A 21,166-nucleotide genomic window follows, 5' to 3' on the forward strand; every position below is an offset into this window, starting at 1 on the left:
TGGGCCGGTGATCTCTGGGCGGCTGGTGCAGTTGCGGCGCTATCCGGTGAAGTCGTTGCTGGGCGAGCGATTGCCGGCCGCCGACGTGGGCGAGACCGGCGTCGCGGGTGACCGCGCGCTGGCCCTGCTGGATCGGGCCACCGGTCGGGTTGCCAGCGCCAAGCAACCGCACCGGTGGCACAACCTGCTCACCCTGCGGGCGGCCGGCACGGCACCCGACGCGGTGCGGATCACCCTGCCCGACGGCCGGCACCTGTCGACCGCGGAGCCCGACATCGACGTGGTGCTCTCCGCGACGGCGGGCCGTTCGGTGACGCTGGTCGACGCCGTACCGGCCGACGCCACGCTGCTGCGTTCCCACCCGGACGCGGTGCTGGCCGCCGGATTGGCGGACGAGGTCCCGGCGGACGAGAGCCGGCTCGGGTCAGCCGCGCCCGGCACCTTCTTCGACTTCGCCCCGATCCATCTGGTCACCACCGCAACCCTGGACCGGATCGCCGCCGACCTGCCGCCCGAGGCTGGGACGGTGGAACGCTACCGACCCAACCTGGTGCTCGACACGTCCGGGGACGCGTTCGCCGAGAACGGCTGGGTGGGCCGGGAGCTGCGGATCGGCCCGGCCCTGGTGCTCGCCGTGCTCGCCCTGACGCCGCGCTGCGCGGTGCCGACGCTGGCGCACGGCCCGCTGCCACGGGAGACCGAGGCGCTGCGGGTGCCGGCCCGGCTGAACCGGATCGAGCCGTTGCCGGGCCTGGGCCCGCAGCCGTGCGTCGGCGCGTACGCCCGGGTGGTCCGTCCCGGCCGGGTGGCGGAGGGCGATCCCGTCACGATCGGCTGATTCTCGCCCGCCAACTGATGACGCTCGGCGCGGCTCCGGCCGATGTCGTACGGGCCGGGCATCATCGCCACATGAGCACGCTCCCTTCTCGACTGTCCGTTGTCACGCTGGGCACGCGCGACATCGGCACGTTGCGCTCGTTCTACCGTTCGTTGGGCTGGCCCGAGCTGCCGTCTAGTGACGACGGTTGGTCGGCGTTCCTGCTCGGCGGCGTTCTGCTCGCGCTCTATCCGCTGCCCGAGCTGGCGGCCGAGGCGGCGCCCGGCGTGGCAGATCCGGCGGGCGGCTGGTCCGGCGTCACGCTGGCCTGCAACGTCGACAGCCGCGAGGCCGTCGACGCGGCCTTCGCCACGGCCGTCGCGGCGGGCGCCACCGTGGTCGCGGAGCCGACCGACCGGGCCTGGGGTGGGCGCTCGGGCTACTTCGCAGATCCGGAGGGCAACCGCTGGGAGCTCGCGTGGGCGGGCACGGCCCGTTTCGACGAGCGCGGTGCCCTCATTTCGTTCGGCTGAGTTCGGCGGCCATCTGCGCTGAGCTGTGGTTGGGCTCCACTCCGTCCACCAGGATGGCCTCGCCGGCGAGGTGCCTTGTCCGCAAGGGCTTGATCTCCTGATAGTTGCTGGAGTGATACCAGGAGCGAGCCGTGGGCAGGTCGGGAAATTCGATGATCACCACATCGCCCGGCCAGGTGCCTTCCATCACGTCAACGGTGCCGCCGTGGACGATGAACCGGCCACCGAAGGGGGCGAGGGTGGCATCGATACGCTCCAGATACTCCAACACGTCGGCGTGGATGGGTGCTCTGCGCAGGTGCGCAAGCGCGTACGCGGTCATGGGTTCTCCGTTCGTTACGGTGGTCGGCCCTGGAAGTCAATTACGCCGTCGGGACGCGGTCCAGGAAACCCAGGACCTGGGTCAGCCGTCCGTCCTCGTCGGTCGTTGCGACGTCGAAGCCCACGATCGGCGCCTCGACGTCTTCCGGCCCGAGCTCCCAGGTGAAGCGGACCTGGTTGTGGTGGCCGTCGACCGGTCCGGCCAACCGGAACGTCATGCCGGGGAACTGGTTCTGCACCGCGGCGATCGTCGCGTCGATCGCCTCCCGGCCCTCGGCGACGGCCAGTGGGTCGACGTAGCGGCCCTCGGGGGCCCACAGGTCGTTGATGTCCCGGCGCCGCCTCGCCGGATCGTTCTCGTTCCACATCGCGATATACCGCTCGGCCAGCTCATCGAAGGTGGTAGCCACGGATCTCTCCTTGCCCGCTAGGGATGGGGCGGGTTGTCGCCTCTGGAAGAAATGATCTCGGCGCCCTGGCGCCTTGTCGATTACGTCGCAGGTAATGGCCGGTGCGCCGATGCGGTCACTAGGGTCGGGGCGTGAGGACCATGACCAGGCCCGGGCGACCAGTCGGGGAGTTGCTGCGCGACTGGCGCCGAACTCGCGGAATGAGTCAGCTCGACCTGTCGATCGAGGCGGGAGTGTCGGCCCGGCATCTGAGCTTCGTGGAGACCGGGCGATCTCGTCCGAGCCCGGAGCTGATCCTGCGGCTGGCGGAGCAGCTCGACATGCCGCTGGCTGAGCGCAACACGATGCTGCTCGCCGGCGGCTACGCGCCCGCCTACTCCAGCCACGAGCTGAGCGATCCGGAACTGGATCCGGTACGTGCCGCCATACGACAGATCCTCGACGGACACAGCCCGTACCCAGCGCTGCTCGTCGACCAGCACTGGCAACTCGTCGATGCCAACCCTGCCGTCGCCCTGTTCACCGCCGGTGCCGAGCCCCGCCTTCTGACTCCACCGATCAACGTGCTGCGGCTCAGCCTGCACCCCGACGGCATGGCCCCGCGAATCCTCAACCTGCCCGAGTGGCGCGCCCACCTGCTCAACCGGCTGCGGCAGCAGGCCGTGACAACCAACGACCCGGTCCTGTACGACCTGCACGAGGAGCTTCGCGGCTACCCCGGCGGCAACGGCCACGGCGCACCGATCAGCGAGGCGGTTTCGCGCATCGTCATCCCGCTCCGGTACCGCCACAACGACCAGGAGATGTCCTTCTTCAGCACCACCACCCTCTTCGGCACGCCTCTGGATGTCACCGTCTCCGGGCTGGCCGTCGAGGCCTTCTTCCCTGCCGACTCGGCGACCACTGAAACGCTCCAGGCCCTCGCCACGTCGGGAGTCGGCACGGGCACGTGACACTTCACCACCGGCTCCGGTGTCGGTACGCCGCCCAGGCGGATACCGTCGCCCCATGCCCGACCTGATCGCTCCCACCGTCCGCCTGCACGCCGCCTGGCTCAAGGCGCATGCCGAGTGGGGTCCCGGCCTCCACGAGGACGGTTTCGGGCTGCGGCCGTCCGACGAGGTGCGCTCGCCTGACGAGTTCGCGGCCTGGGTGGGTCGGCTCGCGGACGAGTCGGACCCGGCGAAGCCGCTGGCCGCTGGACAGGTGCGGTGCACGTACCGATGGATCGTCGAAGGTGACGAGGTGCTCGGTGGGATCGCGCTGCGGCACGGGCTCGACGACTACCTGTTGCGGGTCGCCGGCCACATCGGTTACGGCATCCGGCCGTCCGCGCGCCGGCGTGGATTGGCCACCTGGGCGCTGGGCCGGATGCTCGATGAGGCACGGGCCCTCGGCCTGGATCAGGTGCTGGTCACCTGCGCCGTGGACAACGTCGCCTCAGCGAGGACGATCGAGCATCACGGCGGTGTCCTCGAGGACATCCGGGACACCGAACACGGCGCGGTGCGGCGGTACTGGATCAAGCTCTAGCCCGCCCTCGGCTGTCACACGCCCCCGGTGTCGCTGAAGCGTCGCAGGGTCCAGCGGGCCGGCGGCCAGCCGGCGGTATCGTCGTCCGTGGTCCATTCGGTGATCGAGGCTGCGGCCACCCCCAGGTCGAACGCCCGGTAGAGCGGCTGAGCGCCGAGCGCGTGGAACGCGCCTTCGACGGTCTCGGTGTGTCCGACCAGCAGCACCGTGGCACCCCGGTGTCGTTGTGCGATCTCCATGATCGCGCGGCTGACGCGGACGACCAACTCGGCCCAGCTCTCGTTGCCCTTCTCGAACGGCCGGAACACGCCCCCACCCTCCGCCGCGTAGTCGGCCTGGAACCGGCTGATCGGCAGACCGTCGGCGTACGGCGGCGTGTGCCAGGTGCACAGACCACAGTCCGCGACCGGATTGACGCCCAGCGCCGCGGCGATCGGCTGAGCGGTCTGGACGGCCCGGCGCAGCACGGACGAGTACACGGCGGCTGGTCTGTCGGCGGCAAGGTCCACGGCGAGCCGCCGGGCCAACTGACGTGCCTGATCGTGGCCCAGGTCGGTCAGGCCCCGGCAACCGTGCGGGCCGCCCACGATCCCCTCGACGTGGTGGATCGACTCGCCATGTCGTACGAAGATCAGCCGCGTCCGCATCGGACCATCATGCCAGCGGTGCTGGTAGATGTATCAGTCGTCCGTACGGCCGGTGGAAAAGCCGTTGGCCTGACTGAGCAGGGCATCGAGTTGTGCGCCCGTCCGCGCCGACAGCCGGTCCCGGTCCACCAACTCGGCGATGCGTTCCCGCAGCTCGGTGACGTGCTTGGCGCGGTCCTTCGAACGGCGGCTGAGGTCCTCCAGATCGTCGCGCAGATCCTCGGCGGTCCTCCGGTCGATCTCGTCGCGGGCCTGCGCCTCAGCGAGCACCGCGGCGAACGCGGTGGTTACCTGCCGCAGGCTGACCGGCACCTGCTGACCGATGGTCGGAGGCGCGGAGCTGCTGGCCGGCGGCGAGGATGGTGCCGCCGGCGTCGGCGACTGGCTGGTGGTTGACGGTGCCGGGGCGGTGGTCGACGGTGAGTCGGCGACCTGTGACGAGTCGGGCGAGCCGACGCTCTGGGCGAGCAGCGCGCCGAGACCGACCAGCGCCGCGAGACCGGCCGTGGCCAGCACAGCGAGGGGTCGTCGTGACCGGCGGCGGCGGGGCGGGGCGTCAGCCGGTGTGGGGTGGGGGCGGGCCGCCGAGCGGTCGATCAGGGTGGGCGGGTGGGCCGAGTGCGCTGACGGCAGGACGCGCAGCATCTCGGTGGGCGGCTCGACCGGCTGGCCGGCACCGAACCGGGTGGCGAGCTGTGCGGCGGTCGGCCGGCGGGCCGGGTCGGCGGCCAGGCAGGCGATGGTCAGCTCGGCGATGTCGGCTGGCAGGCCGGGCACCCGCAGCGGCGGGACCGGAGTGCCCCGCCGGTGCACCTCCAGCGCGTCCTCCCAGCTCTGCACGGGCAGCGGTGCCCACCCGGTGAGCGTGCGGTAGAGCAGCGCGCCGAGGGCGTACACGTCGCTGGCCGGGTCCGGAGGGCCGGCGGCCAGTCGCTCCGGTGCGAAGTAGGCAGGCGTGCCCATCAGCGGCTCGCCGGTCTGGCCGCCGAGCGGGTGGTGCGGCCCGCCGAGCGCGGCGATGCCGAAGTCGAGCACCTTGGCGCCGGTGTCGGTGAGCATGACGTTGCCCGGCTTGACGTCGCGGTGCACCACGCCGATGCGGTGCGCGGCGGCCAGCGCCGCGGCGATCTGCCCGGCCACCCGGACCGCCTCCGGCCAGGGCAGCGGGCCGGTCCGCAGCCGGTCGGCCAGGTTGTGCCCGTCGACCAGCTCCATCACCAGGTACGGCACCACCGCGCCGCCGGCCAGGGTCGCCTCGCCGTAGTCGTACACCTGGGTCACGTGCGGGTGGGTCAGCCGGGCGGCCGCGCGGGCCTCGCGCTGGATGGTGGCCCGCAGTTGCGGGTCGGCGGCGAGCTGCCCGGCGAGCACCTTGACGGCGACCGGCCGGCCGAGGACCTCGTCGTCGGCCCGCCAGACCTCGGACATGCCACCAAGGCCGATCCGCTCGTGCAGTACGTAGCGGTCGTGGAGACGGAGAGTGGGCGTGAACGGCGACATGGCCTCACCAGTCTGCCTGGCCGCGTCCCCCTCGACCACCCAGGGCGCCCGGTACCGGCCCACTCCTCACCTACGTACCGAAATGGGCCGGTCCGCGGGTGACGGCGGACCGGCCCCGGGCCGGCGGGTCGGCTAGGAGCAGGGGGTTGCGGCGGGCAGCGGTCGCGGCTGGATCCGGTCGGCGAGCCGGCGCAGGACGACGGCGGTGGCCCGCCGGGACGGCGCGAGCAACGGCGGCCGGACTCGCTCGACCTGGACCGGAGCATCCGGGCGGGCCGAGTTGACGTGTCGGTTCATCGCGTCGAGGGCGGTGATGTAGCCGGTCGAGTGTTCCATGGTCAACTCCTCGGGACAGGTCCGGTTGAGGCCCGGACGACGAGTGCGGTGGGCAGCAGCACGTGGCCGGCTGCGGTGTCCGCGGGCGGGTCGAGCAGTAGTTCGGCGGCGATCCGGCCCTTCTCCTCGGCCGGCTGCCGAACGGTGGTGAGGCCAGCAGCGGCGGCCTCGGGGATGTCATCGAAGCCGGTCACCGACACCGGCGGGCGCTCGCCAGCCGGCCGCTGGGCCAGGGCGTCCAGCACGCCGAGTGCGAGCACGTCGGAGCCGGCCAGCACGGCGGTCGGCGGTGTGGGCCCGTCGAACAGCCCGGCGACGGCCGCGGACGCCGCCTGGCGACTGTTGCCCGGAGCGTTGACCACGGTCAGCTCGGCCCAGTCGACGCCGACCTCGGCGAACGCGTCGGCGAACCCGGCGAGCCGGCCTCGGGTGGTCGGGTGTACCGCCTCGTTCACCCCGGACAGGGTGAGTCGGCCGGCCGGCGCGTCGGGCAACACGCCATCGGCGAGCAGGGCCACCCGGCGGTGGCCGAGGCCGGCCACGTGCGCGGCGACGCTGCGGGCCGCGGCCCGCTCGTCGATGCCGACGAACCGCTCGTCGGGGCCGGCGTCGTCGCGGGAGGCCGTGCTGACGTACGGCAGCCCGCGATCCCGGATCACGTCCAACGCCCACTCCTCGTCGGCGACGCAGTAGACGCAGAACCCGTCGACCGCAGCGTTTTCCACCGCCCGCCGGGCGTCGGTCTGCGCCGGGGGCAGCGGCACCAGCAACATGCTGGTGCCGTGCCGCTCTGCCGCGCTGCCGACCCCGGCGAGGAAGCGGACCGCGAACGGGTCGGTGAAGGCGTACGACAACTGCGAGGTGAACAGCACGCCGATCGATCCGACGAAGCCGCGGCGCAGGGAGCGGGCGGTGGGGTTGGGGCCCGGGTAGCCGAGCTGCCGGGCGGCGTCCAGGATCCGTTCGCGCAGCGCGGCGGAGAGCTGGTCGGGGCGGCTGTAGGCGTTGGAAACGGTGCTGCGCGAGACGCCAACGGCGTCTGCCACGGCTTGCAGGGTTGGCTTCACCGGCACCTCTCTGTATCGATCCAGTCTGTATCGATTCAGAGATTAGCCGGACCGGTCGGCGTCGGTCAATACCGTGCGCCGACCAATCCCGTCGTCGAGCCGTCAGGGCACCAGCACCAGACGACCCCGCACGCCCCCGGCGGCCAGCCGCTCGTGCGCCACCGCCACCTCGGCCAGTGGCAGCCGTCCGGCCAACCGCAGGCCGAACTGCCCGTTGTCGACCAGCGCGGACAGCTCGGTCAGCCGGGCGCCGTCGGCGTACACCTCCTGGACCACCACCCGGCTCCTGAACCGGGGACCGACGAGCGCGCCGCCCGACGGGGTCAGGGCAGGCGGGCCACCGCGCCGTACATGCTCACCTCGGTCGCTGAGGGGCGCGGCTGCGGCTCACTCTCGGCCCGCCACTCGGCGACCGAGGTGATGCCCGGCTCGACCACGTCGAGGTCGGTGAAGAAGCCGGTGAACTCGGCCCGGGTGCGCAGGTTGATCAGGCCGTGCGGGCCGCCGCCCTTGGCCGCCGCCCTGGCCTCCTCGGCGACCTGCGGGGGCAGGTACTCGTGGGTGGCGTGAGAGGCGGCCAGGTAGCTGCCGGCCGGCAGCGCGTCGAGCAGCCGCCGCACCAGCGCGTACGGGTCGTCGCCGTCCGGCACGAAGTGCAGGACGGCCACCAGCATGAGCCCGACCGGCCGCGACAGGTCGATGGTGCGCAGCAGCTCTGGATGGGTGAGGATCCGCTCGGGAACGCGCAGATCGGCGTCGATGTAGGCGGTGGCGCCGTCGGCGGAACTGGTCAGCAGCGCGCGGGCGTGGGCGAGCACGATCGGGTCGTTGTCCACATAGACCACCCGGGACTCCGGCGCGATGCCCTGGGCGACCTCGTGGGTGTTGTCGGCGGTCGGAATGCCGGTGCCGATGTCGAGGAACTGCCGGATGCCAGCCTCGCGGGCCAGGTAGCCCACCGCCCGCCCGAGAAAGCGGCGATTCTCCAGTGCGGAGATGCGGATGGTCGGGAACGAGGCCGCCATCGCGTCGCCGGACTCCCGGTCGGCCTCGAAGTTGTCCTTGCCGCCCAGCCAGTAGTTGTAGCGGCGGGCCGGGTGGGGCACCGAGGTGTCGATCCGGTCGCTCGGTACGCCGGCCGTCGCGCCGGGAGCATCGGTGGTCAAGGCTGCCTCCACGAGTCGGCACGCATCGACCGACATCATCTGTCCACTGTCACCGGTCGCCGACCATGTTAGGGCCACCCAGGCCGGAGCACCGCCCCGGTCGCCGGTCACGCTGGATAGAGATCCTCCAGCAGCCGTCCGAGGATCTCCGGGGTGCGCTCCGGCGGCTCGGCCTCGACGCACAGCCGCTCCATCGCCACCGCGTAGTAGTCCAGGTCGTCTCGCTTGTCCAGGTAGATGGCACTGGTGAGCTGTTCGATGTAGACGATGTCGGGCAGCTCCGGGTCACCGAAGCGCAGGATGGTGAACGCTCCCCCGGCGGCGGCGTGGCCACCGGCGGCGAACGGGATGACCTGGAGGCGGATGTTCGGCGACTTGGTCGCCTCGATCAGCGCGGTCAACTGGTCGCGCATCACCTCGGCGCCGCCGATCGGGCGGCGCAGCGCCGCCTCGTCCACCACGGCCCAGAGCTGTGGCGGGTGCTCCCGGTGGAGCAACTGCTGGCGCTGCAGTCGCAGGGCGACCCGCCGGTCGATCTCGGCCGAGCCGGCCGCGCCGTGCCCGAGCAGCACCACCGCCCGGGCGTACTCCCGGGTCTGCAGCAGGCCGGGCACGAACTGCACCTCGTAGCTGCGGATCAGCGCGGCCGCTGCCTCCAGCCCCAGGTACGACTGGAACCAGGTGGGCAGGACGTCGCCGTAGCGGTGCCACCAGCCGGGGCTGTTGGCGTCCCGGGCGAGTTTGAGCAGCGCCTCCCGCTCCTGCTCGTCGGTGACCCCGTAGAGGGTGAGCAGGTCCGACACGTCGCGTTCCTTGAACCCGACCCGGCCCAGCTCCATCCGACTGATCTTGGATTCGGAGGCCCGGATCTCCCAGCCGGCGCCCTCCCGCGTCACCCCGCTGGACTCCCGCAGCCGGCGCAGCTGGGCACCGAGCAGGATGCGCAGCACGGTTGGCCCGGTTGTCGGGCCGCCCTCGGCGGGAACCATCGTCACGTGCGGACCTCCGGATACCGATCCACGCGGTCGGGCACCCCGGCCCGACCGACGTGTAAGCATGCCATGGACCGACAGTGAGATGAACTCCTCCGGACCGGTGAATCAGTCCCGTCGCCGGGATGGTCCATCGGCAACGCTCAGTTGATGAGATGGTCGAAGTCGCCATCCCGAGCGCCGAGCACGAAGGCCGCGATCTCATCCACCGTGTAGATCAGCGCCGGCCCCTCCGGATGTCGCGAGTTGCGGACCGCGATGCCCGCTCCGCCGGGCAGTTCGGCGAGTTCGACACAGTTCCCGCTGGGGTTGCTGCGGCGACTCTTCTTCCAGCTCAGCGGAGGCAACTGATGGATCGGAACGCCATTCGGAGGCTGCTGCATGAGGGCGTCTTTCTGCTCACGAGCCCGCCGATGCCCGTGGGAGGAGCGGTGACGGCGAGGGGTGCGGTATCGACATTGGACGGTGCTGCACGTGCATCTGCTATTGCATCTGCACCGGACGGCGAGCATGATAACGCACGTGAACGGTGCCCATCCGTTTACGTTGAGTTACCCGAATGGGGCAACCATCAGGAGAAACTGGGCCCGACGCGGCGTGCGCGCCGCGCCGGCCGAGGGCTGGAGGCGGTCGCGGCGATGGGAGTGTTCGTGCCGGATCCGATGAGTGTCGCCTCCGGCATCTGCGCCGCGGGCGCGCTGCTCTCCTCCTGGCAGCTCCGCCGACGGGCGCTGCGCGCCGAGGCCGAGATCGAGCACCTCCAGGCCGAGCTCGCCGCCGAGCGGCACGCCGCCAGCCACGACCCGCTCACCGGGCTGCCCAACCGGCGCGCCTTCTACCGGCTCGCGGCCACCCTGCTCACCGACGCGGCCGGGCAGCCGTTGATCGCCATCGTGCTCGACCTGGACGACTTCAAGCAGATCAACGACCGGTACGGGCACGCCGCCGGCGACCAGGTGCTGATCTGCGTGGCCGAGCGGCTGGCCGGGTTCGCTGGCGACAACCTCGTCGCCCGCCTCGGCGGGGACGAGTTCGCCGGGCTGCTCGCCAGCCCGACCGTCGATCGGCGCTGGATCGAGCACGCCACCCGGCGGCTCAGCGAGACCCTCGCCGCCCCGATCCGACTGACCGGATGCAGCGTCCAGGTGACCGCCTCGGTTGGTCTCGCCCCGGTGACCGGCCCGGCCCAGCTCACCGATGCGCTCAGCCGCGCCGACGCGGCCATGTACCAGGCGAAGAGTCTCGGCGGCAGCAGGTCACCCCGGCAGCTCGTCGACATCGCACGTGTGGCCGAGTGCTGACCGTTCGGGGATCCGCGGGTGGGGTCAACGCACCTGGTCGAGGTCGCGCAGTGCCGCGTCGGCGAGGGTGACCAGGCCGACCGGCGACACCAACCCCCGCACGATCCCCGCTGACCGTGCCCGATCGGCCGCGCTGGCGCCGGTGTCCAACGCCTGGCGGGTCCAGTCGCTCAGGTCGTCGAGCGCGCGGACCGCGAGGAACCAGGCCAGGCGGGCCGGGTCGACGTCGACCCGGCCGTAGCCGGCGAGGACGGCCATCTCCTGCTCGGCGGTGATCGGTGCGAAGGCGAGCACCCCGCCGATGACGAACATCAGGTCACACTCGGGCGGGGCGAGCACCGCGTCGTCCCAGTCGATCAGCCAGACCTGCCCGTCCGGGCCGAGCAGCAGATTGCCCAGGTGCGGGTCACCGTGGCAGACCACGACCGGCCCGGCCGGGTCGGCGGCGCGGCGCTCGACCTCGCGGGTCAGGGCCGACACCCGGTCGGCCACCGCGGACCAGACGCCCGCCAGCTCGGCCAGCAGCGGGCCGGCGGGGTCGGCCGGGTCCGGGTCGCGCAACCGCTCGGCCATCGCGCGGGTCCCGGCCACGATCGCCGGGTACGCCGCGCCGCCGGCCGGCAGCAGCCGCATCAGCTCGTCGGTCACCGGCACCGCGTGCACCGCGGCCAGCAGCTCGCCGTACGTGCGCCAGTGCGCCTCGGTCATCGGGCCGTCGAGCGCCCGATGGTCCGAGACCCAGGGCACCACCGAGAGGCGGCGGCCGTCGCGGTCACCGCACAGCCGCCCGTCGCGGGTACGCAACGGCGCGGGAATGCCCGGCACCCCCTGCCCGGCCAGGTGCGCCGTCACGACCAGGCCGGCCGGGGTGCCGCCACCGCTCAGCTTGACCGCGTACCGGGCGCCGTCGGCGGCTCGCGCCAGCCACAGCCGGGCGTGCTGGTCGGCACCGTGGGTCACCTCGTCCATCGTGGTCAGGTCGAGGCCGAAGTCCGCGCGGACCCAGCCGACCACCTGCCGCGACGCGTCCTCGATCATGAGGACACCCTGCCATCGGCCGGGCCGCCGGCCCATCGAATTTAGACCGGCGCCGGCCCGGGCGTCGCCGCGCGCGGCACCCGGGCCCTACCGGCTCAGCGCAGCGTGGCGAGGTGCCGGTCCAGTGCGGCGTACGACTCGGCGGCGCCCTGCGCCATGCCGGAATCGGCCATGCCGTCGCGCTGCTCCTTGGTGTCGAACCGGGTCGTGCTGGTGATCACGGTGCCGCCGTCGCCCTCGGTGAAGACGATCGTCTCCACCGCCACCTGGCCCGGCATGCCCTCGAACTCGAAGGTCTGCACGATCCGCTCCGGTGCGGCGATCTCCCGGAACTCGCCGCGGAACGCGTAGTCGTTGCCGTCCTCGGCGTGTTCGACGAAGCGGTAGCTGCCGCCTTCCCGGAAGTCGATCTCGATGTCCAGCGGGTTGCCCCGCCCCCACCATTGCCTCAGGTGCTCGGCCTGGGTGTGCGCGGCGAAGACCAGCTCGCGCGGGGCGTCGAAAGAACGGGTGAGGGTGATCTCCCGGTCGGACGGGAGGTCGATCACGAGGTCACGGAGCTCGCTCATCACTGTTCTCCTTCAGATCGCGTAGGTAGTCGTCCAACCTGTCGTAACGGTCGTCCCAGAGCCGGCGGTACTGCTCGACCCATTCAGCAAGCGTGCGCAGCGGGGCCGGGTCGAGCCGGCATCGACGCCACTGCGCCTCACGGGTCCGCACGATCAACCCGGCGCGTTCCAGCACGTTGAGGTGCTTGGAGATCGCCTGCACGCTGATCGGGAACGGCTCCGCCAACTCGTTGACCGTCGCCTCGCCAGCCGCCAGCCGGGCCAGGATGGCCCGCCGGGTCGGATCGGCGAGAGCGGCGAACACCGCGCTGACCGGATCTGTTGTCATTAGTCGCTCTCAACCATCTGGGTTATCAACCGTTGGGTTGAATATACCGCTCACCGCGGTTCCGTCAACCCCGTCAGGAGAAGCCGGTCCGGCACCGGTGTGATTCGGACCGGCGCCGGGGTATGAGGTGGCGATCACCGATCGACGGCCGAGAGGAACCGACGTGGAGAGCATCCGCGCCCTCGTTCTCAACTGCACCCTCAAGCCGTCGCCGGTCCCGTCCAGCTCCGAACAGCTCGGTCGGGAGGTGCTGGCCGAACTCGCCATGCAGGGTGTGGACGGCGAGATGCTCCGGGTGGTCGACCACGACGTGCGGTTCGGGGTGTCGACGGGGGTTCAGCTGCGCCGGAGCCGGCGCCACCTACTGGGTCGGCGAGGCGCTGCACACACTGGACTACCAGGATGCCGGCCCCAAGCCCGACACCACCGGCCGCACCACGAAGACGCTGGCACTCAACAGCGCACACCTGGCCCGGCTGCTTGCCGAACAGCCGTACCCGCCGCCGGACGCGAAGGGCGCCGGCCGCGAGCCGGCCTGACGCCAGGTGCCGGGCGGGGCGGTCAGCGCCAGCCGTAGCCGGCGCGCAGGGCCTGCCCGACCCGGTCGAACCGAGGCCGGTCCAGCACGGCCCCCTCGCGGCGGATGCTGTCCTCGCGCATGGTGAGCACCCGGTCCAGCCGGACCCAGCTCGGCCGGTTGTCCCGGTCCCATTCACCGGGCCCGAGCGCGAACCAGTGCCGCTGCCCGTGCCGCTCGCTCTGGCTGGACAGCATCAGCCCGAACAGCGTCCGGCTGTGCCGCCCGACAACCAGCACCGGCCGGTCCTTGCCCTGCCGGGGGTCATCCTCGTACGGCACCCAGGTCCACACGATCTCGCCGGGGTCGGCTTGGCCGTCCCGCTCGGGGGCGTAGGTCAGCTCCCGCCGCTGCAACGCGCTCACCTGGCGCTGGCGGGCCACCTTCGCCGGGGCCGGACCGGACCGCCGGGGCGACGGGATCGCGGCGCCCACCCGTGAGATGCGCGCTGCCACATTCCTCAACAGACCAGCCACGGCGGGCAGCCTACCGGTCCCGCAGCGGCCGTCGAAGCGGGCGGTACTACGGCAGACTGGTGCGCGGCATCGCGACGACGCGGAGGTGCGCGCAGTGACCATCGAGGTACGTACCAGGAGTCTGCCCGGGGCGGTTACGGCACTCGGTTCCGCCGGGGCGTACACCCTGGTGGTGGACCGGCCGGTGGACGGCGGCGGTGGCGGGCTCGGGTTCAACGGGGGCCAACTGCTTTACCTCGCGGTCGCCGGCTGCGTCTCCAACGACCTGTTCCGGGAGGCGCGGGCGGCCGGCCTCGACCTGCACCGGGTCGAGGTGACGGTGCGGGGCGACTTCACCGGCGAACCGGCCGTGTCCACGGAGGTCCGCTACGACGTACGGGTCGAGGGCGACGCCCCTCCGGAGGTGCTCCGGGCACTGGTCGAGCGGGTGGACGCGATCGCCGAGATCCCCAACTCGCTGCGCGGTGGCACCCCCGTACGGCTGGGTCGCACCGAGATCGCCGGCGCCGGGCGTACCGATGACTGAGCTGCCACACGACCTGCCGATCCTGGAGCGCAGCGCGGTGCGGGTGGTGGTCCGCGACGGCGCCGACCGGGTGCTGCTGTTCCACACCCGCGACCCGGACCACCCGCGGCTGGGCACCTGGTGGGAGCTGCCCGGCGGTGGCATGGACCCCGGGGAGACCTACCGCGATACGGCGGTGCGGGAACTGCGGGAGGAGACCGGCATCGCGGTCACCGCCGACCAGGTGGGCCCGCCAACCTGGCGGCGGCGTGCGAGCTTCCTGCACCGCCAACTACGCCACGTCCAGGACGAGGTGGTCGTCGCGGTACGGCTGGACGGCCCCGGTCCGGACGTGGACGAGGCGCAGCGACTCGACTACGAGTTGGAGGACTACTTCGGCTTCCGCTGGTGGCCGCTGCCCGAGGTGGTGGGCAGCTCGGCCCGCTTCTACCCGGGACGACTCCCCCGGCTGATCACGCCCTTCCTGGCCGGCGAGGAGATCGACGAACCGTTCGAGCTGTTCTCGTGAACCGGGTCAGCGAGGATGCCGGACCGAGCGGCGGCGGGCAGAGTGGGGGCATGACGAGCGACCTGCACGGCCCGCTGTCCCGGTACGCCGAGAACCTGCACGCTCAGATCGGCGCCGAGCACCACGTCGCCTCCCCGCTCGGCGCCTGGCTGCTGCTCGCGCTCTCCGCCACGGCGGCGACCGACCCCCGTGCGGTCGACCGCAGAGCGGCCGACGGGTTGGCGGAGGCCCTCGGCACCGACCTGACCAGCGCGGCCGAGGTCGCCCGCGCGCTGCTGGACGCGCCGCATCCGCTGGTGGCGTCCGCCACCGCGCTCTGGCACCGGCCGGGGCAGGGCGATGGCGGACCGTCCGACTGGCGGGCCGCGCTGCCGGCGGCGACCGAGGTCGGCGCGCTACCCGACCAGGCCGGGTTGGACGCCTGGGCGCGTGAGAACACCCTCGGCCTGATCGAGACGTTCCCGCTGCGGGTCGGGCCGGACGTGGTGCTGGCCCTGGCCAGCGCGCTGGCCACCCGGATCTCCTGGGCCGACCCGTTCGAGGTCGCCGACGCTGACGCGCTCGGCGTCGACAGCGCCTGGGCGACCAAGCTGCGCCGGGCGCTGCGCAGCCCGGGCCACGGCCACCGGGCCGCCATCGCGACGACCCCGGGGGCCGGTGACGTGATCGTGCACGCCGCGCCAGCCCAGGCGACCGACGGCGCAGGGCTGGTCGTCGTCTCGGTGGCCGCCGCGCCGCAGGTGCCGCCGGCCGAGGTGCTGGCCGCCGCGTACCAGCTCAGCGCCGGCGCGGCCGACGGCGCCGAGCCGGCCGGTCGCCGCTCGCTGTTCGACCTGCCGCTCGGCGACACTTCGCTGTGGACGCTGCGCGAGGAGCGGGTACGGACCCGGGCCCGCGACGGCCGAGAGGAGCGCCACCGTGCGGTACTCCCCTGCTGGTCGGCCCGGAGCGAGCATGACCTGACGGCTCCGAAACTGGGCTTCCCGGCCGCGTCGGCGACGTTGGCGACCGCGCTGGCCCTGCCGGTGGAGACCTTCGAGGCGCGTCAGGCGGCGATGGCCCGGTTCGGCCGGTACGGCTTCGAGGCGGCGGCAGTGACCGGGATGTTCGGCCTGACCAGCCTGCCGCCGGAGGGCGTCGCCCGCACCGCCGAGTTGCGCTTCGGCCACCCGTACGCGGTGGTCGCGGTCGCCACCGATACCCGGCCGGACGGCACCACCGGGCCCTGGCACGGGGTGCCGGTCTTCTCCGGCTGGGTCGCCGACCCGGAGGAGCTGCCCGAGGCCGACGCGTGAGCCAGGGCGTTCCGTGCGCAGTGACGAAGCGCCGGCGGCCCGCACGCTTTGTGAGCGGCAGATGAGGTCACCGAAACTACAGCAGCCCACGTTTGGCCATATGGGCTCGCAACGTCTCGGCGTCCTCGGCGGACATCAACCGGCGTGGGATGACGGTCGCCGGCATCTGGCCGACGTACACGATCCAGAACTCCGGGGTATCCCTTACCTGGGCGACCCCGTCCCAGGCGATGCCCCCGGACTCCGAGCCGCTGCGCATCATGATGTTGTCATCGGTGATGTCGTAGCTGCCCTCGACAGCGTAACGACTGGAGCGGCGCCGGGCGCGCAACCGCACCCACGGCGAGTACAGCATCGACAGCAGGCCACCCACGACCATCGCAATCCACAGCGGTGAGATCTGCTCGCCCCACGCGAACCCCCGCGAGACGGCCAAACCGATCGCCCCGACCACCGCCAGCACCGCGCCGATATAGCCGAACCTGCGCAGCCGCACGCTGCTCAGCGCAGCGGCCACGCGGCCTGGGTAGGCGGGATCGGCTGGGACGTCAAAACGGATGTGCACGCCAGAACGATAGTGCCCTCACCCGCCGCCCGGGCAGCGCCTGACTTCCGCCCCGCTGGCCGGCCGCTTCGGCCTGAAGATGCTGACCGCTGCGGGCGGGCGCTGATCTTGTAGAGGACACCTCGCACGACGGCTCGGCGCATGAGGAAAACTGGCGGGCATGGCTGACTTGGGCGATGCGAAGGCCGCGCTGCACCACTACCTCCAGGCGACTCGCGAAGACCTGATCTGGAAGGTCGACGGGCTGAGCGAACGCGAAGCCAGAATGCCCCGCACCGCGACCGGCAACAACCTACTGGGAGTCCTCAAGCACTGCCTCAATGTCGAAGCCGGCTACTTCGGGCCTACCTTCGGGCGCGAATTCCCGACGCCTGAGGAACTGGTCCCCATGCAGGCGTTCGAGGAGGACCCGCAGGCAGACTGGTACGCGACGGAGGAGGAGACGAAGGATGGACTGATCGACCTGTATCGCCGTGTCGGGGTGTTCGCGGATCAGACGATCCAACAGCTACCGCTCGACGCGCCGGGACGGGTGCCGTGGTGGCGGCCAGGCAAACAGGCCGTGACGCTGCACAGGATCATCGTCCACGTGACCTGCGACCTCGGTCGTCACGCCGGTCACGCCGACATCATGCGCGAGCAGCACGACACGGCGATCGGCCTACGGCGGGAGAACACCAGCATCCCCGACGACTATGACTGGCCGGCGTACGTCACCAAGCTGACGAAGCTCGCTGACCGATTCGGATAGCCGCCCGGGTCCGTCGACACCGGCGCTGAGGTCAGCATCCACCGGCGACGTTGCGAGCGGCTGGCGATGTACCGGAGATCCGGGTGAGCGTCGCCGCCCTGCCGAGCTGCGACAATGAGCTTCCTGATCAGCCAGGCGTCCGCGTTGGCCAACGCTCAGGGGCCGGCCTGACGGGCGGGACGCGGGTGGGAAGATTTTTTTCCGGGGCCGTGTCGATCCGCGGGCCGCTCGTTCGACGTGTGGGGGCGAGGGCCGACGGGCGGCCCCGCCGGACGAGGAGAACGCGATGTCGAAGTACCTGCTGATCATGCGGGGCACCGATGAGACGAACGCGGCCATGATGGCTGGTCTCGACGAGATGATGGCCAAGACCGGCCAGTTCATCGAGGACATGATGAAGGCCGACGTTCTCGTCGCGGCGGAAGGGCTGGACGATCCGGGCCAGGGCGTCGTGGTCGACTTCAGCGGCGAGGCGCCGGTGGTCACGGACGGGCCGTACGGCGAGACCAAGGAACTGTTCGGTGGCTACTTCCTGCTCGATGTCGCCACGAAACAGGAGGCGGTCGAGTGGGCCAAGCGGGTCCCGGCGGTCCGCGGGTCCAAGATCGAGGTCCGGCGGGTGGCCGAGGCCGACGAGGTCCCGCAGGGCAGCGAGAGCAACGGCCAGATCTGATGGGTACGGCCGACGTCGAGGCCGTCTGGCGGATCGAGTCGGCCCGGATCGTCGCCGCGCTGACCCGGTTCACCGGCGATTTCGGGCTGGCCGAGGACGCGGCCCAGGAGGCGGTGGCTGAGGCGCTGGTGTCGTGGCCGCGTGCCGCTCCGGCCAATCCGGCCGGCTGGCTGATGGCCACGGCCCGGCGGCGGGCGATCGACGCGATCCGCCGCCGGGCCGCCCTTCAGCACCGATACGCCCTGCTGGCGGCCGACCCCGCGGTCGACGAAGAAGTCGACCCCGACAAGATCGACGACGACGTCCTGGCGCTGATGTTCGTCAGCTGCCACCCGGTGCTCTCCGCGGAGGCCCGGGTGGCGCTGACCCTGCGCGTGGTCGGCGGCCTGTCCAGCGAGGAGATCGCCCGCGCGTTCCTCGTACCCGTGCCGACCGTGCAGGCCCGCATCACCCGGGGCAAGAAGACGATCGCGGCGGCCGGGGTGCCGTTCGAACTGCCGGCGGCCGGCGAGCGCCGGGGCCGGCTGGGCGGCGTGCTCAGCGTCCTCTACGTGATCTTCACCGAGGGGTCGACGGCCACGTCGGGCGACCGGCTGCTGCGTCCCGACCTCGCGTACGAGGCGATCCGGCTGGCCCGCACGCTGGCCGCGCTGCAGCCGGACGAGCCGGAGGTGCACGGCCTGCTCGCGCTGTGCGAGCTGACGGCCGCGCGCTTCCCGGCCCGGACCGGCCCGGACGGATCGCCGGTCCTACTCGAGGACCAGGACCGGCGGCTCTGGGACTTCTCGGCGATCCGCCGTGGGCTGGCCGCGCTGGCCAAGGCATCGACTCGCGGCCTCGGCCCCTACGGTCTGCAGGCCGCGATCGCCGCCACCCACGCGTCGGCAGCCTCGGTCGAGGAGACCAACTGGGACCGGATCGTGGTGCTCTACGAGGCGCTCGGCCGGGTCGCGCCCTCCCCGGTGGTCGAGCTCAACCGGGCCGTCGCCGTGGCCATGGCCTCGGGTCCAGCGCAGGCCCTGGCCATCGTGGACGAGCTGATCGCCTCGGACCGGCTCCCCGGTTCGCATCTGGTTCCCACCGTGCGCGGTGAGCTGCTGACCCGCCTCGGCCGGCGACCGGAGGCACGCGCCGAACTGGAGCTGGCGGCCCGGCTGTGCGCCAACCAGCGCGAACGCTCAGTGCTGCTGCGTAAGGCAGCCGCGCTGGGCTGACTTCCCCAGCTCGGTCAGCCAGGATCCGAGCAGATGCGTTGTTTCCCTCCCCGCTTCGGCCGCTGGCCTCGGAGCAGTTGGTCACGCGCGGGGATGGCTGGTGATGCCGTCCAAGACGGTGGTCAGGTTGTGGTTGAAGGTTTCCTCGGCGTTGAGGTGGGCGCCGTCGATGACGAGCCGGGCGACGGTGGGGTACCGGCCGGTCTTCAACATGCGGGTGAGGTAAGGGCCGAGGCTGGCCTGCCAGGCGGCCTCATCGGTGCCGGTGGAACGGGCGGTGCGCCGCTCGGTGACCTCTCTGCGGACCGCTCCGATGATGAAGGCGTTGAGGGCGCTCAAAGCCCGCTGGAGATCGTCGATGCCGCGCACGCCGGGGGCCTGGCTCAACGCCGCCGCGGTCGCCTCGCCCACGGCGAGCGCGTGAGGTCCCAAGTGTGGCCTCCCGCCGAGCAGATCGGAAAACCACTCATGATCAAGGGCGGCGTCGCGGGTCGCGTGGGCGACGGCCAGTACCGTGGCGCGCCACTCGGAGTGCCGGCCGACCTCGGCGATCCGGGCATAGACGACGTCGACCATCAGATCGAGCAGTTCGGATCTGTTGGTCACGTAGTCGTAGAGCCGCATCGGGCCGACCCCCAGCTCTTTGGCGATCTTGCGAAGCGACAGTCCGTCGAGGCCGTACACGTCGGCTAGCCGGATCGCCGTAGCGGCGATCTTCTCGCGGCTCAACGGCACCGGCGCCGCTCGCGGCTGGGGCTCGGGCCGTTCCCAAACGGGCATCGGCGCGCTACCGTACGGCGTATCCATGAATACAGCGTACGCTAAGGGGACGAAGATGAGAATCGCGATTGCCGGTGGCGGCCTTGGCGGGCTGACGCTGGCACGGATCCTGCATCGGCACGGCATCGATGCGGTGGTGTACGAGCGCGAGGCAAGCCGATCCGCGCGATCGCAAGGCGGCACGCTCGACCTGCACCCGGAGTCCGGGCAACGGGCCCTGGCCGAGGCGGGCCTCACCGGCCGGTTCCGGTCGGAGGCGCGGCCCGAGGGCGAGGAACATCGCATCGTCGACCCGACCGGACGGACCCTGGTACACCATGAGCCGCAACCTGGCTCATTCTCCGGACGTCCCGAGATTGACCGGAGCGTACTGCGTGATCTTCTGCTCGATTCGCTCCCCAGCGGCGCGGTTGCGTGGCGACACCGGCTTGTCGCAGCGACGCCACGACCTGACGGAGGCTGGGGACTGACGTTCGACGGCGGCCACAAAATCGACTGCGACATCCTCATCGGTGCCGACGGCGCGCGCTCGGTTGTCCGGTCGCTGCTGACCGACGCGGAAACATCCTATGTGGCCACCTTTGCGGAGCTGAACATCTGCGACGTCGACCGGCGCCATCCCGATCTCGCCGAGCTGGTCGGCCCCGGGAACCTGTGGTGCATCGGGGTGAATCAGATCCTGGCGGCGCAACGCATCGGCGATGGCAGCCTCCGCGTCGGGATCTCGCTGCGCGCAGAGGATCGCCCGATCGACACATATCGCAGCAAGCGTGCTCTGCTGGACATGTTCGGTGGCTGGCACCCACGCCTCACCGCACTCATCGAGGCCGGCGACAGCGCGCCGACGCCGCGCAGGATCGAAGCGATGCCCATTGGTACGCGCTGGTCCAGCCGGCCGGGTATCACCCTCATCGGCGACGCCGCGCACCTCATGCCGCCGGTCGGCGAGGGCGCCAACCAGGCCATGCTCGACGCCGCCGAACTCGCCAGCCGACTCGCCGCCAACCCCGCCGACCCGGCCTCGGCAATTCAGGCGTACGAGGAGGCGATGTTCAGCAGGATCCACCCGATCGCCGAAATGTCCGCACGAGTCCAGGCGATGATGCTGTCCCCCACCGCAGCGGAAGACATCATCCGCTTCTTCACGCCCCGGCCCGCCGAACTGGCACCTGCAGACTGAGAACGCGCTGCGCCTGGCCATCGCACGGGGTGGTCCCGCTTGACCTTGACACAGTGACAAGCT

The 21,166-nt window shown here is 71.7% G+C and carries 29 protein-coding genes; 13 read left to right on the forward strand and 16 right to left on the reverse strand.

The window, feature by feature from the left end:
* Positions 1-7 precede the first annotated feature (7 nt).
* Together OG990_RS13420 and OG990_RS13425 are read left to right on the forward strand one after the other, a co-directional pair.
* Positions 8-838 (forward strand): MOSC domain-containing protein, encoded by an 831-nt coding sequence (locus OG990_RS13420; protein ID WP_406080721.1) that lies wholly within the window; start codon positions 8-10, stop codon positions 836-838.
* A 17-nt stretch (positions 839-855) separates the two neighbouring features.
* Positions 856-1,350 (forward strand): VOC family protein, encoded by a 495-nt coding sequence (locus tag OG990_RS13425; protein WP_328417399.1) that lies wholly within the window; start codon positions 856-858, stop codon positions 1,348-1,350.
* On the opposite strand, the gene OG990_RS13430 is transcribed toward OG990_RS13425, so the two are convergent.
* Together OG990_RS13430 and OG990_RS13435 are read right to left on the reverse strand one after the other, a co-directional pair.
* Positions 1,334-1,672: a DUF1330 domain-containing protein gene (locus OG990_RS13430; RefSeq protein WP_328417400.1), complete on the reverse strand. Its 339-nt coding sequence runs from the start codon at positions 1,670-1,672 to the stop codon at positions 1,334-1,336. The genes OG990_RS13425 and OG990_RS13430 overlap by 17 nt on opposite strands.
* Positions 1,673-1,712: 40 nt before the next feature.
* Entirely contained in the window at positions 1,713-2,081 is a 369-nt protein-coding gene (locus OG990_RS13435; RefSeq protein WP_406080723.1) for a nuclear transport factor 2 family protein, read from the reverse strand.
* A gap of 140 nt (positions 2,082-2,221) precedes the next feature.
* Here OG990_RS13435 and OG990_RS13440 point away from each other — a divergent pair, with 140 nt between their 5' ends.
* Positions 2,222-3,034 carry a helix-turn-helix domain-containing protein gene (locus OG990_RS13440; RefSeq protein WP_406081743.1) on the forward strand — a complete coding sequence of 271 codons (813 nt, stop codon included), beginning with the start codon at positions 2,222-2,224 and terminating at the stop codon, positions 3,032-3,034.
* A 55-nt stretch (positions 3,035-3,089) separates the two neighbouring features.
* Complete coding sequence (locus OG990_RS13445; protein WP_406080724.1) at positions 3,090-3,614, forward strand: GNAT family N-acetyltransferase; 525 nt, start codon at positions 3,090-3,092, stop codon at positions 3,612-3,614.
* Positions 3,615-3,628: 14 nt separating this feature from the next.
* Here the strand turns inward: OG990_RS13445 and OG990_RS13450 are convergent, their stop codons facing one another.
* From OG990_RS13450 to OG990_RS13485, 8 genes are all read right to left on the reverse strand, one after another.
* Entirely contained in the window at positions 3,629-4,261 is a 633-nt protein-coding gene (locus OG990_RS13450) for a histidine phosphatase family protein (protein ID WP_328417406.1), read from the reverse strand.
* A 33-nt stretch (positions 4,262-4,294) separates the two neighbouring features.
* The gene (locus OG990_RS13455; RefSeq protein WP_406080726.1) at positions 4,295-5,761 is read right to left on the reverse strand and encodes a serine/threonine-protein kinase; all 1,467 of its coding nucleotides are present in this window, start codon (positions 5,759-5,761) and stop codon (positions 4,295-4,297) included.
* Positions 5,762-5,893: 132 nt separating this feature from the next.
* Positions 5,894-6,097: a hypothetical protein gene (locus tag OG990_RS13460; RefSeq protein ID WP_328417410.1), complete on the reverse strand. Its 204-nt coding sequence runs from the start codon at positions 6,095-6,097 to the stop codon at positions 5,894-5,896.
* 2 nt (positions 6,098-6,099) lie between these two features.
* Positions 6,100-7,143: a LacI family DNA-binding transcriptional regulator gene (locus tag OG990_RS13465; protein WP_328417411.1), complete on the reverse strand. Its 1,044-nt coding sequence runs from the start codon at positions 7,141-7,143 to the stop codon at positions 6,100-6,102.
* A 123-nt stretch (positions 7,144-7,266) separates the two neighbouring features.
* Entirely contained in the window at positions 7,267-7,491 is a 225-nt protein-coding gene (locus OG990_RS13470) for a zinc-binding dehydrogenase (RefSeq protein ID WP_406081745.1), read from the reverse strand.
* Positions 7,488-8,330: an SAM-dependent methyltransferase gene (locus OG990_RS13475; protein ID WP_406080727.1), complete on the reverse strand. Its 843-nt coding sequence runs from the start codon at positions 8,328-8,330 to the stop codon at positions 7,488-7,490. The genes OG990_RS13470 and OG990_RS13475 overlap by 4 nt, the downstream gene beginning before the upstream one ends.
* A 107-nt stretch (positions 8,331-8,437) precedes the next feature.
* Complete coding sequence (locus tag OG990_RS13480; protein WP_386992541.1) at positions 8,438-9,319, reverse strand: helix-turn-helix domain-containing protein; 882 nt, start codon at positions 9,317-9,319, stop codon at positions 8,438-8,440.
* Between the two features lie 146 nt (positions 9,320-9,465).
* Positions 9,466-9,705 (reverse strand): DUF397 domain-containing protein, encoded by a 240-nt coding sequence (locus OG990_RS13485; protein WP_328417417.1) that lies wholly within the window; start codon positions 9,703-9,705, stop codon positions 9,466-9,468.
* A 267-nt stretch (positions 9,706-9,972) separates the two neighbouring features.
* On the opposite strand from OG990_RS13485, the gene OG990_RS13490 reads away from it, so the two are divergent.
* Complete coding sequence (locus tag OG990_RS13490; RefSeq protein ID WP_328417419.1) at positions 9,973-10,623, forward strand: GGDEF domain-containing protein; 651 nt, start codon at positions 9,973-9,975, stop codon at positions 10,621-10,623.
* Between the two features lie 24 nt (positions 10,624-10,647).
* Here OG990_RS13490 and OG990_RS13495 read toward each other — a convergent pair whose 3' ends face one another.
* The 3 genes from OG990_RS13495 to OG990_RS13505 all read right to left on the reverse strand — a co-directional run bounded on the left by OG990_RS13495 (position 10,648) and on the right by OG990_RS13505 (position 12,558).
* Positions 10,648-11,661, reverse strand: a complete 1,014-nt coding sequence (locus tag OG990_RS13495; protein WP_406080729.1) for a phosphotransferase enzyme family protein — start codon at positions 11,659-11,661, stop codon at positions 10,648-10,650.
* A 95-nt stretch (positions 11,662-11,756) separates the two neighbouring features.
* Positions 11,757-12,230 (reverse strand): SRPBCC family protein, encoded by a 474-nt coding sequence (locus tag OG990_RS13500; protein ID WP_328417423.1) that lies wholly within the window; start codon positions 12,228-12,230, stop codon positions 11,757-11,759.
* A complete protein-coding gene (locus OG990_RS13505; RefSeq protein ID WP_328417425.1) occupies positions 12,214-12,558 on the reverse strand; it encodes a metalloregulator ArsR/SmtB family transcription factor in 345 nt (114 codons plus the stop codon). The genes OG990_RS13500 and OG990_RS13505 overlap by 17 nt, the downstream gene beginning before the upstream one ends.
* 272 nt (positions 12,559-12,830) lie before the next feature.
* On the opposite strand from OG990_RS13505, the gene OG990_RS13510 reads away from it, so the two are divergent.
* Positions 12,831-13,097, forward strand: a complete 267-nt coding sequence (locus OG990_RS13510) for a hypothetical protein (protein WP_406080732.1) — start codon at positions 12,831-12,833, stop codon at positions 13,095-13,097.
* A gap of 22 nt (positions 13,098-13,119) precedes the next feature.
* Here the strand turns inward: OG990_RS13510 and OG990_RS13515 are convergent, their stop codons facing one another.
* Positions 13,120-13,611 carry a type II toxin-antitoxin system PemK/MazF family toxin gene (locus tag OG990_RS13515; protein ID WP_328417429.1) on the reverse strand — a complete coding sequence of 164 codons (492 nt, stop codon included), beginning with the start codon at positions 13,609-13,611 and terminating at the stop codon, positions 13,120-13,122.
* Positions 13,612-13,705: 94 nt separating this feature from the next.
* Here OG990_RS13515 and OG990_RS13520 point away from each other — a divergent pair, with 94 nt between their 5' ends.
* From OG990_RS13520 to OG990_RS13530, 3 genes are read left to right on the forward strand one after another with little or no spacing between them, the layout of a single operon-like run.
* A complete protein-coding gene (locus tag OG990_RS13520) occupies positions 13,706-14,137 on the forward strand; it encodes an OsmC family protein (RefSeq protein ID WP_328417430.1) in 432 nt (143 codons plus the stop codon).
* On the forward strand, positions 14,130-14,645 hold the full coding sequence (locus OG990_RS13525) for an NUDIX hydrolase (RefSeq protein ID WP_406080733.1): 516 nt from the start codon (positions 14,130-14,132) through the stop codon (positions 14,643-14,645). The genes OG990_RS13520 and OG990_RS13525 overlap by 8 nt, the downstream gene beginning before the upstream one ends.
* Before the next feature lie 50 nt (positions 14,646-14,695).
* The gene (locus tag OG990_RS13530) at positions 14,696-15,940 is read left to right on the forward strand and encodes a hypothetical protein (RefSeq protein ID WP_406080734.1); all 1,245 of its coding nucleotides are present in this window, start codon (positions 14,696-14,698) and stop codon (positions 15,938-15,940) included.
* 76 nt (positions 15,941-16,016) lie between these two features.
* On the opposite strand, the gene OG990_RS13535 is transcribed toward OG990_RS13530, so the two are convergent.
* The gene (locus OG990_RS13535) at positions 16,017-16,505 is read right to left on the reverse strand and encodes a YcxB family protein (protein WP_406080735.1); all 489 of its coding nucleotides are present in this window, start codon (positions 16,503-16,505) and stop codon (positions 16,017-16,019) included.
* A gap of 160 nt (positions 16,506-16,665) precedes the next feature.
* Between OG990_RS13535 and OG990_RS13540 the strand changes: the two genes are divergently transcribed.
* The 3 genes from OG990_RS13540 to OG990_RS13550 all read left to right on the forward strand — a co-directional run bounded on the left by OG990_RS13540 (position 16,666) and on the right by OG990_RS13550 (position 19,143).
* Positions 16,666-17,256, forward strand: a complete 591-nt coding sequence (locus OG990_RS13540) for a DinB family protein (protein WP_406080737.1) — start codon at positions 16,666-16,668, stop codon at positions 17,254-17,256.
* 286 nt (positions 17,257-17,542) lie between these two features.
* A complete protein-coding gene (locus tag OG990_RS13545; protein ID WP_406080738.1) occupies positions 17,543-17,929 on the forward strand; it encodes a YciI family protein in 387 nt (128 codons plus the stop codon).
* On the forward strand, positions 17,929-19,143 hold the full coding sequence (locus OG990_RS13550) for an RNA polymerase sigma factor (RefSeq protein WP_406080740.1): 1,215 nt from the start codon (positions 17,929-17,931) through the stop codon (positions 19,141-19,143). The genes OG990_RS13545 and OG990_RS13550 overlap by 1 nt, the downstream gene beginning before the upstream one ends.
* An 81-nt stretch (positions 19,144-19,224) precedes the next feature.
* On the opposite strand, the gene OG990_RS13555 is transcribed toward OG990_RS13550, so the two are convergent.
* Positions 19,225-19,950 carry a TetR/AcrR family transcriptional regulator gene (locus OG990_RS13555; protein ID WP_406080741.1) on the reverse strand — a complete coding sequence of 242 codons (726 nt, stop codon included), beginning with the start codon at positions 19,948-19,950 and terminating at the stop codon, positions 19,225-19,227.
* A 28-nt stretch (positions 19,951-19,978) separates the two neighbouring features.
* Here OG990_RS13555 and OG990_RS13560 point away from each other — a divergent pair, with 28 nt between their 5' ends.
* Positions 19,979-21,103, forward strand: coding sequence for an FAD-dependent oxidoreductase (locus OG990_RS13560; RefSeq protein WP_406080742.1), 1,125 nt, complete (start codon positions 19,979-19,981; stop codon positions 21,101-21,103).
* The last annotated feature ends 63 nt before the right edge of the window (positions 21,104-21,166 follow it).

It is taken from the genome of Micromonospora sp. NBC_00858, assembly GCF_045207365.1.
Classification (GTDB): domain Bacteria; phylum Actinomycetota; class Actinomycetes; order Mycobacteriales; family Micromonosporaceae; genus Micromonospora.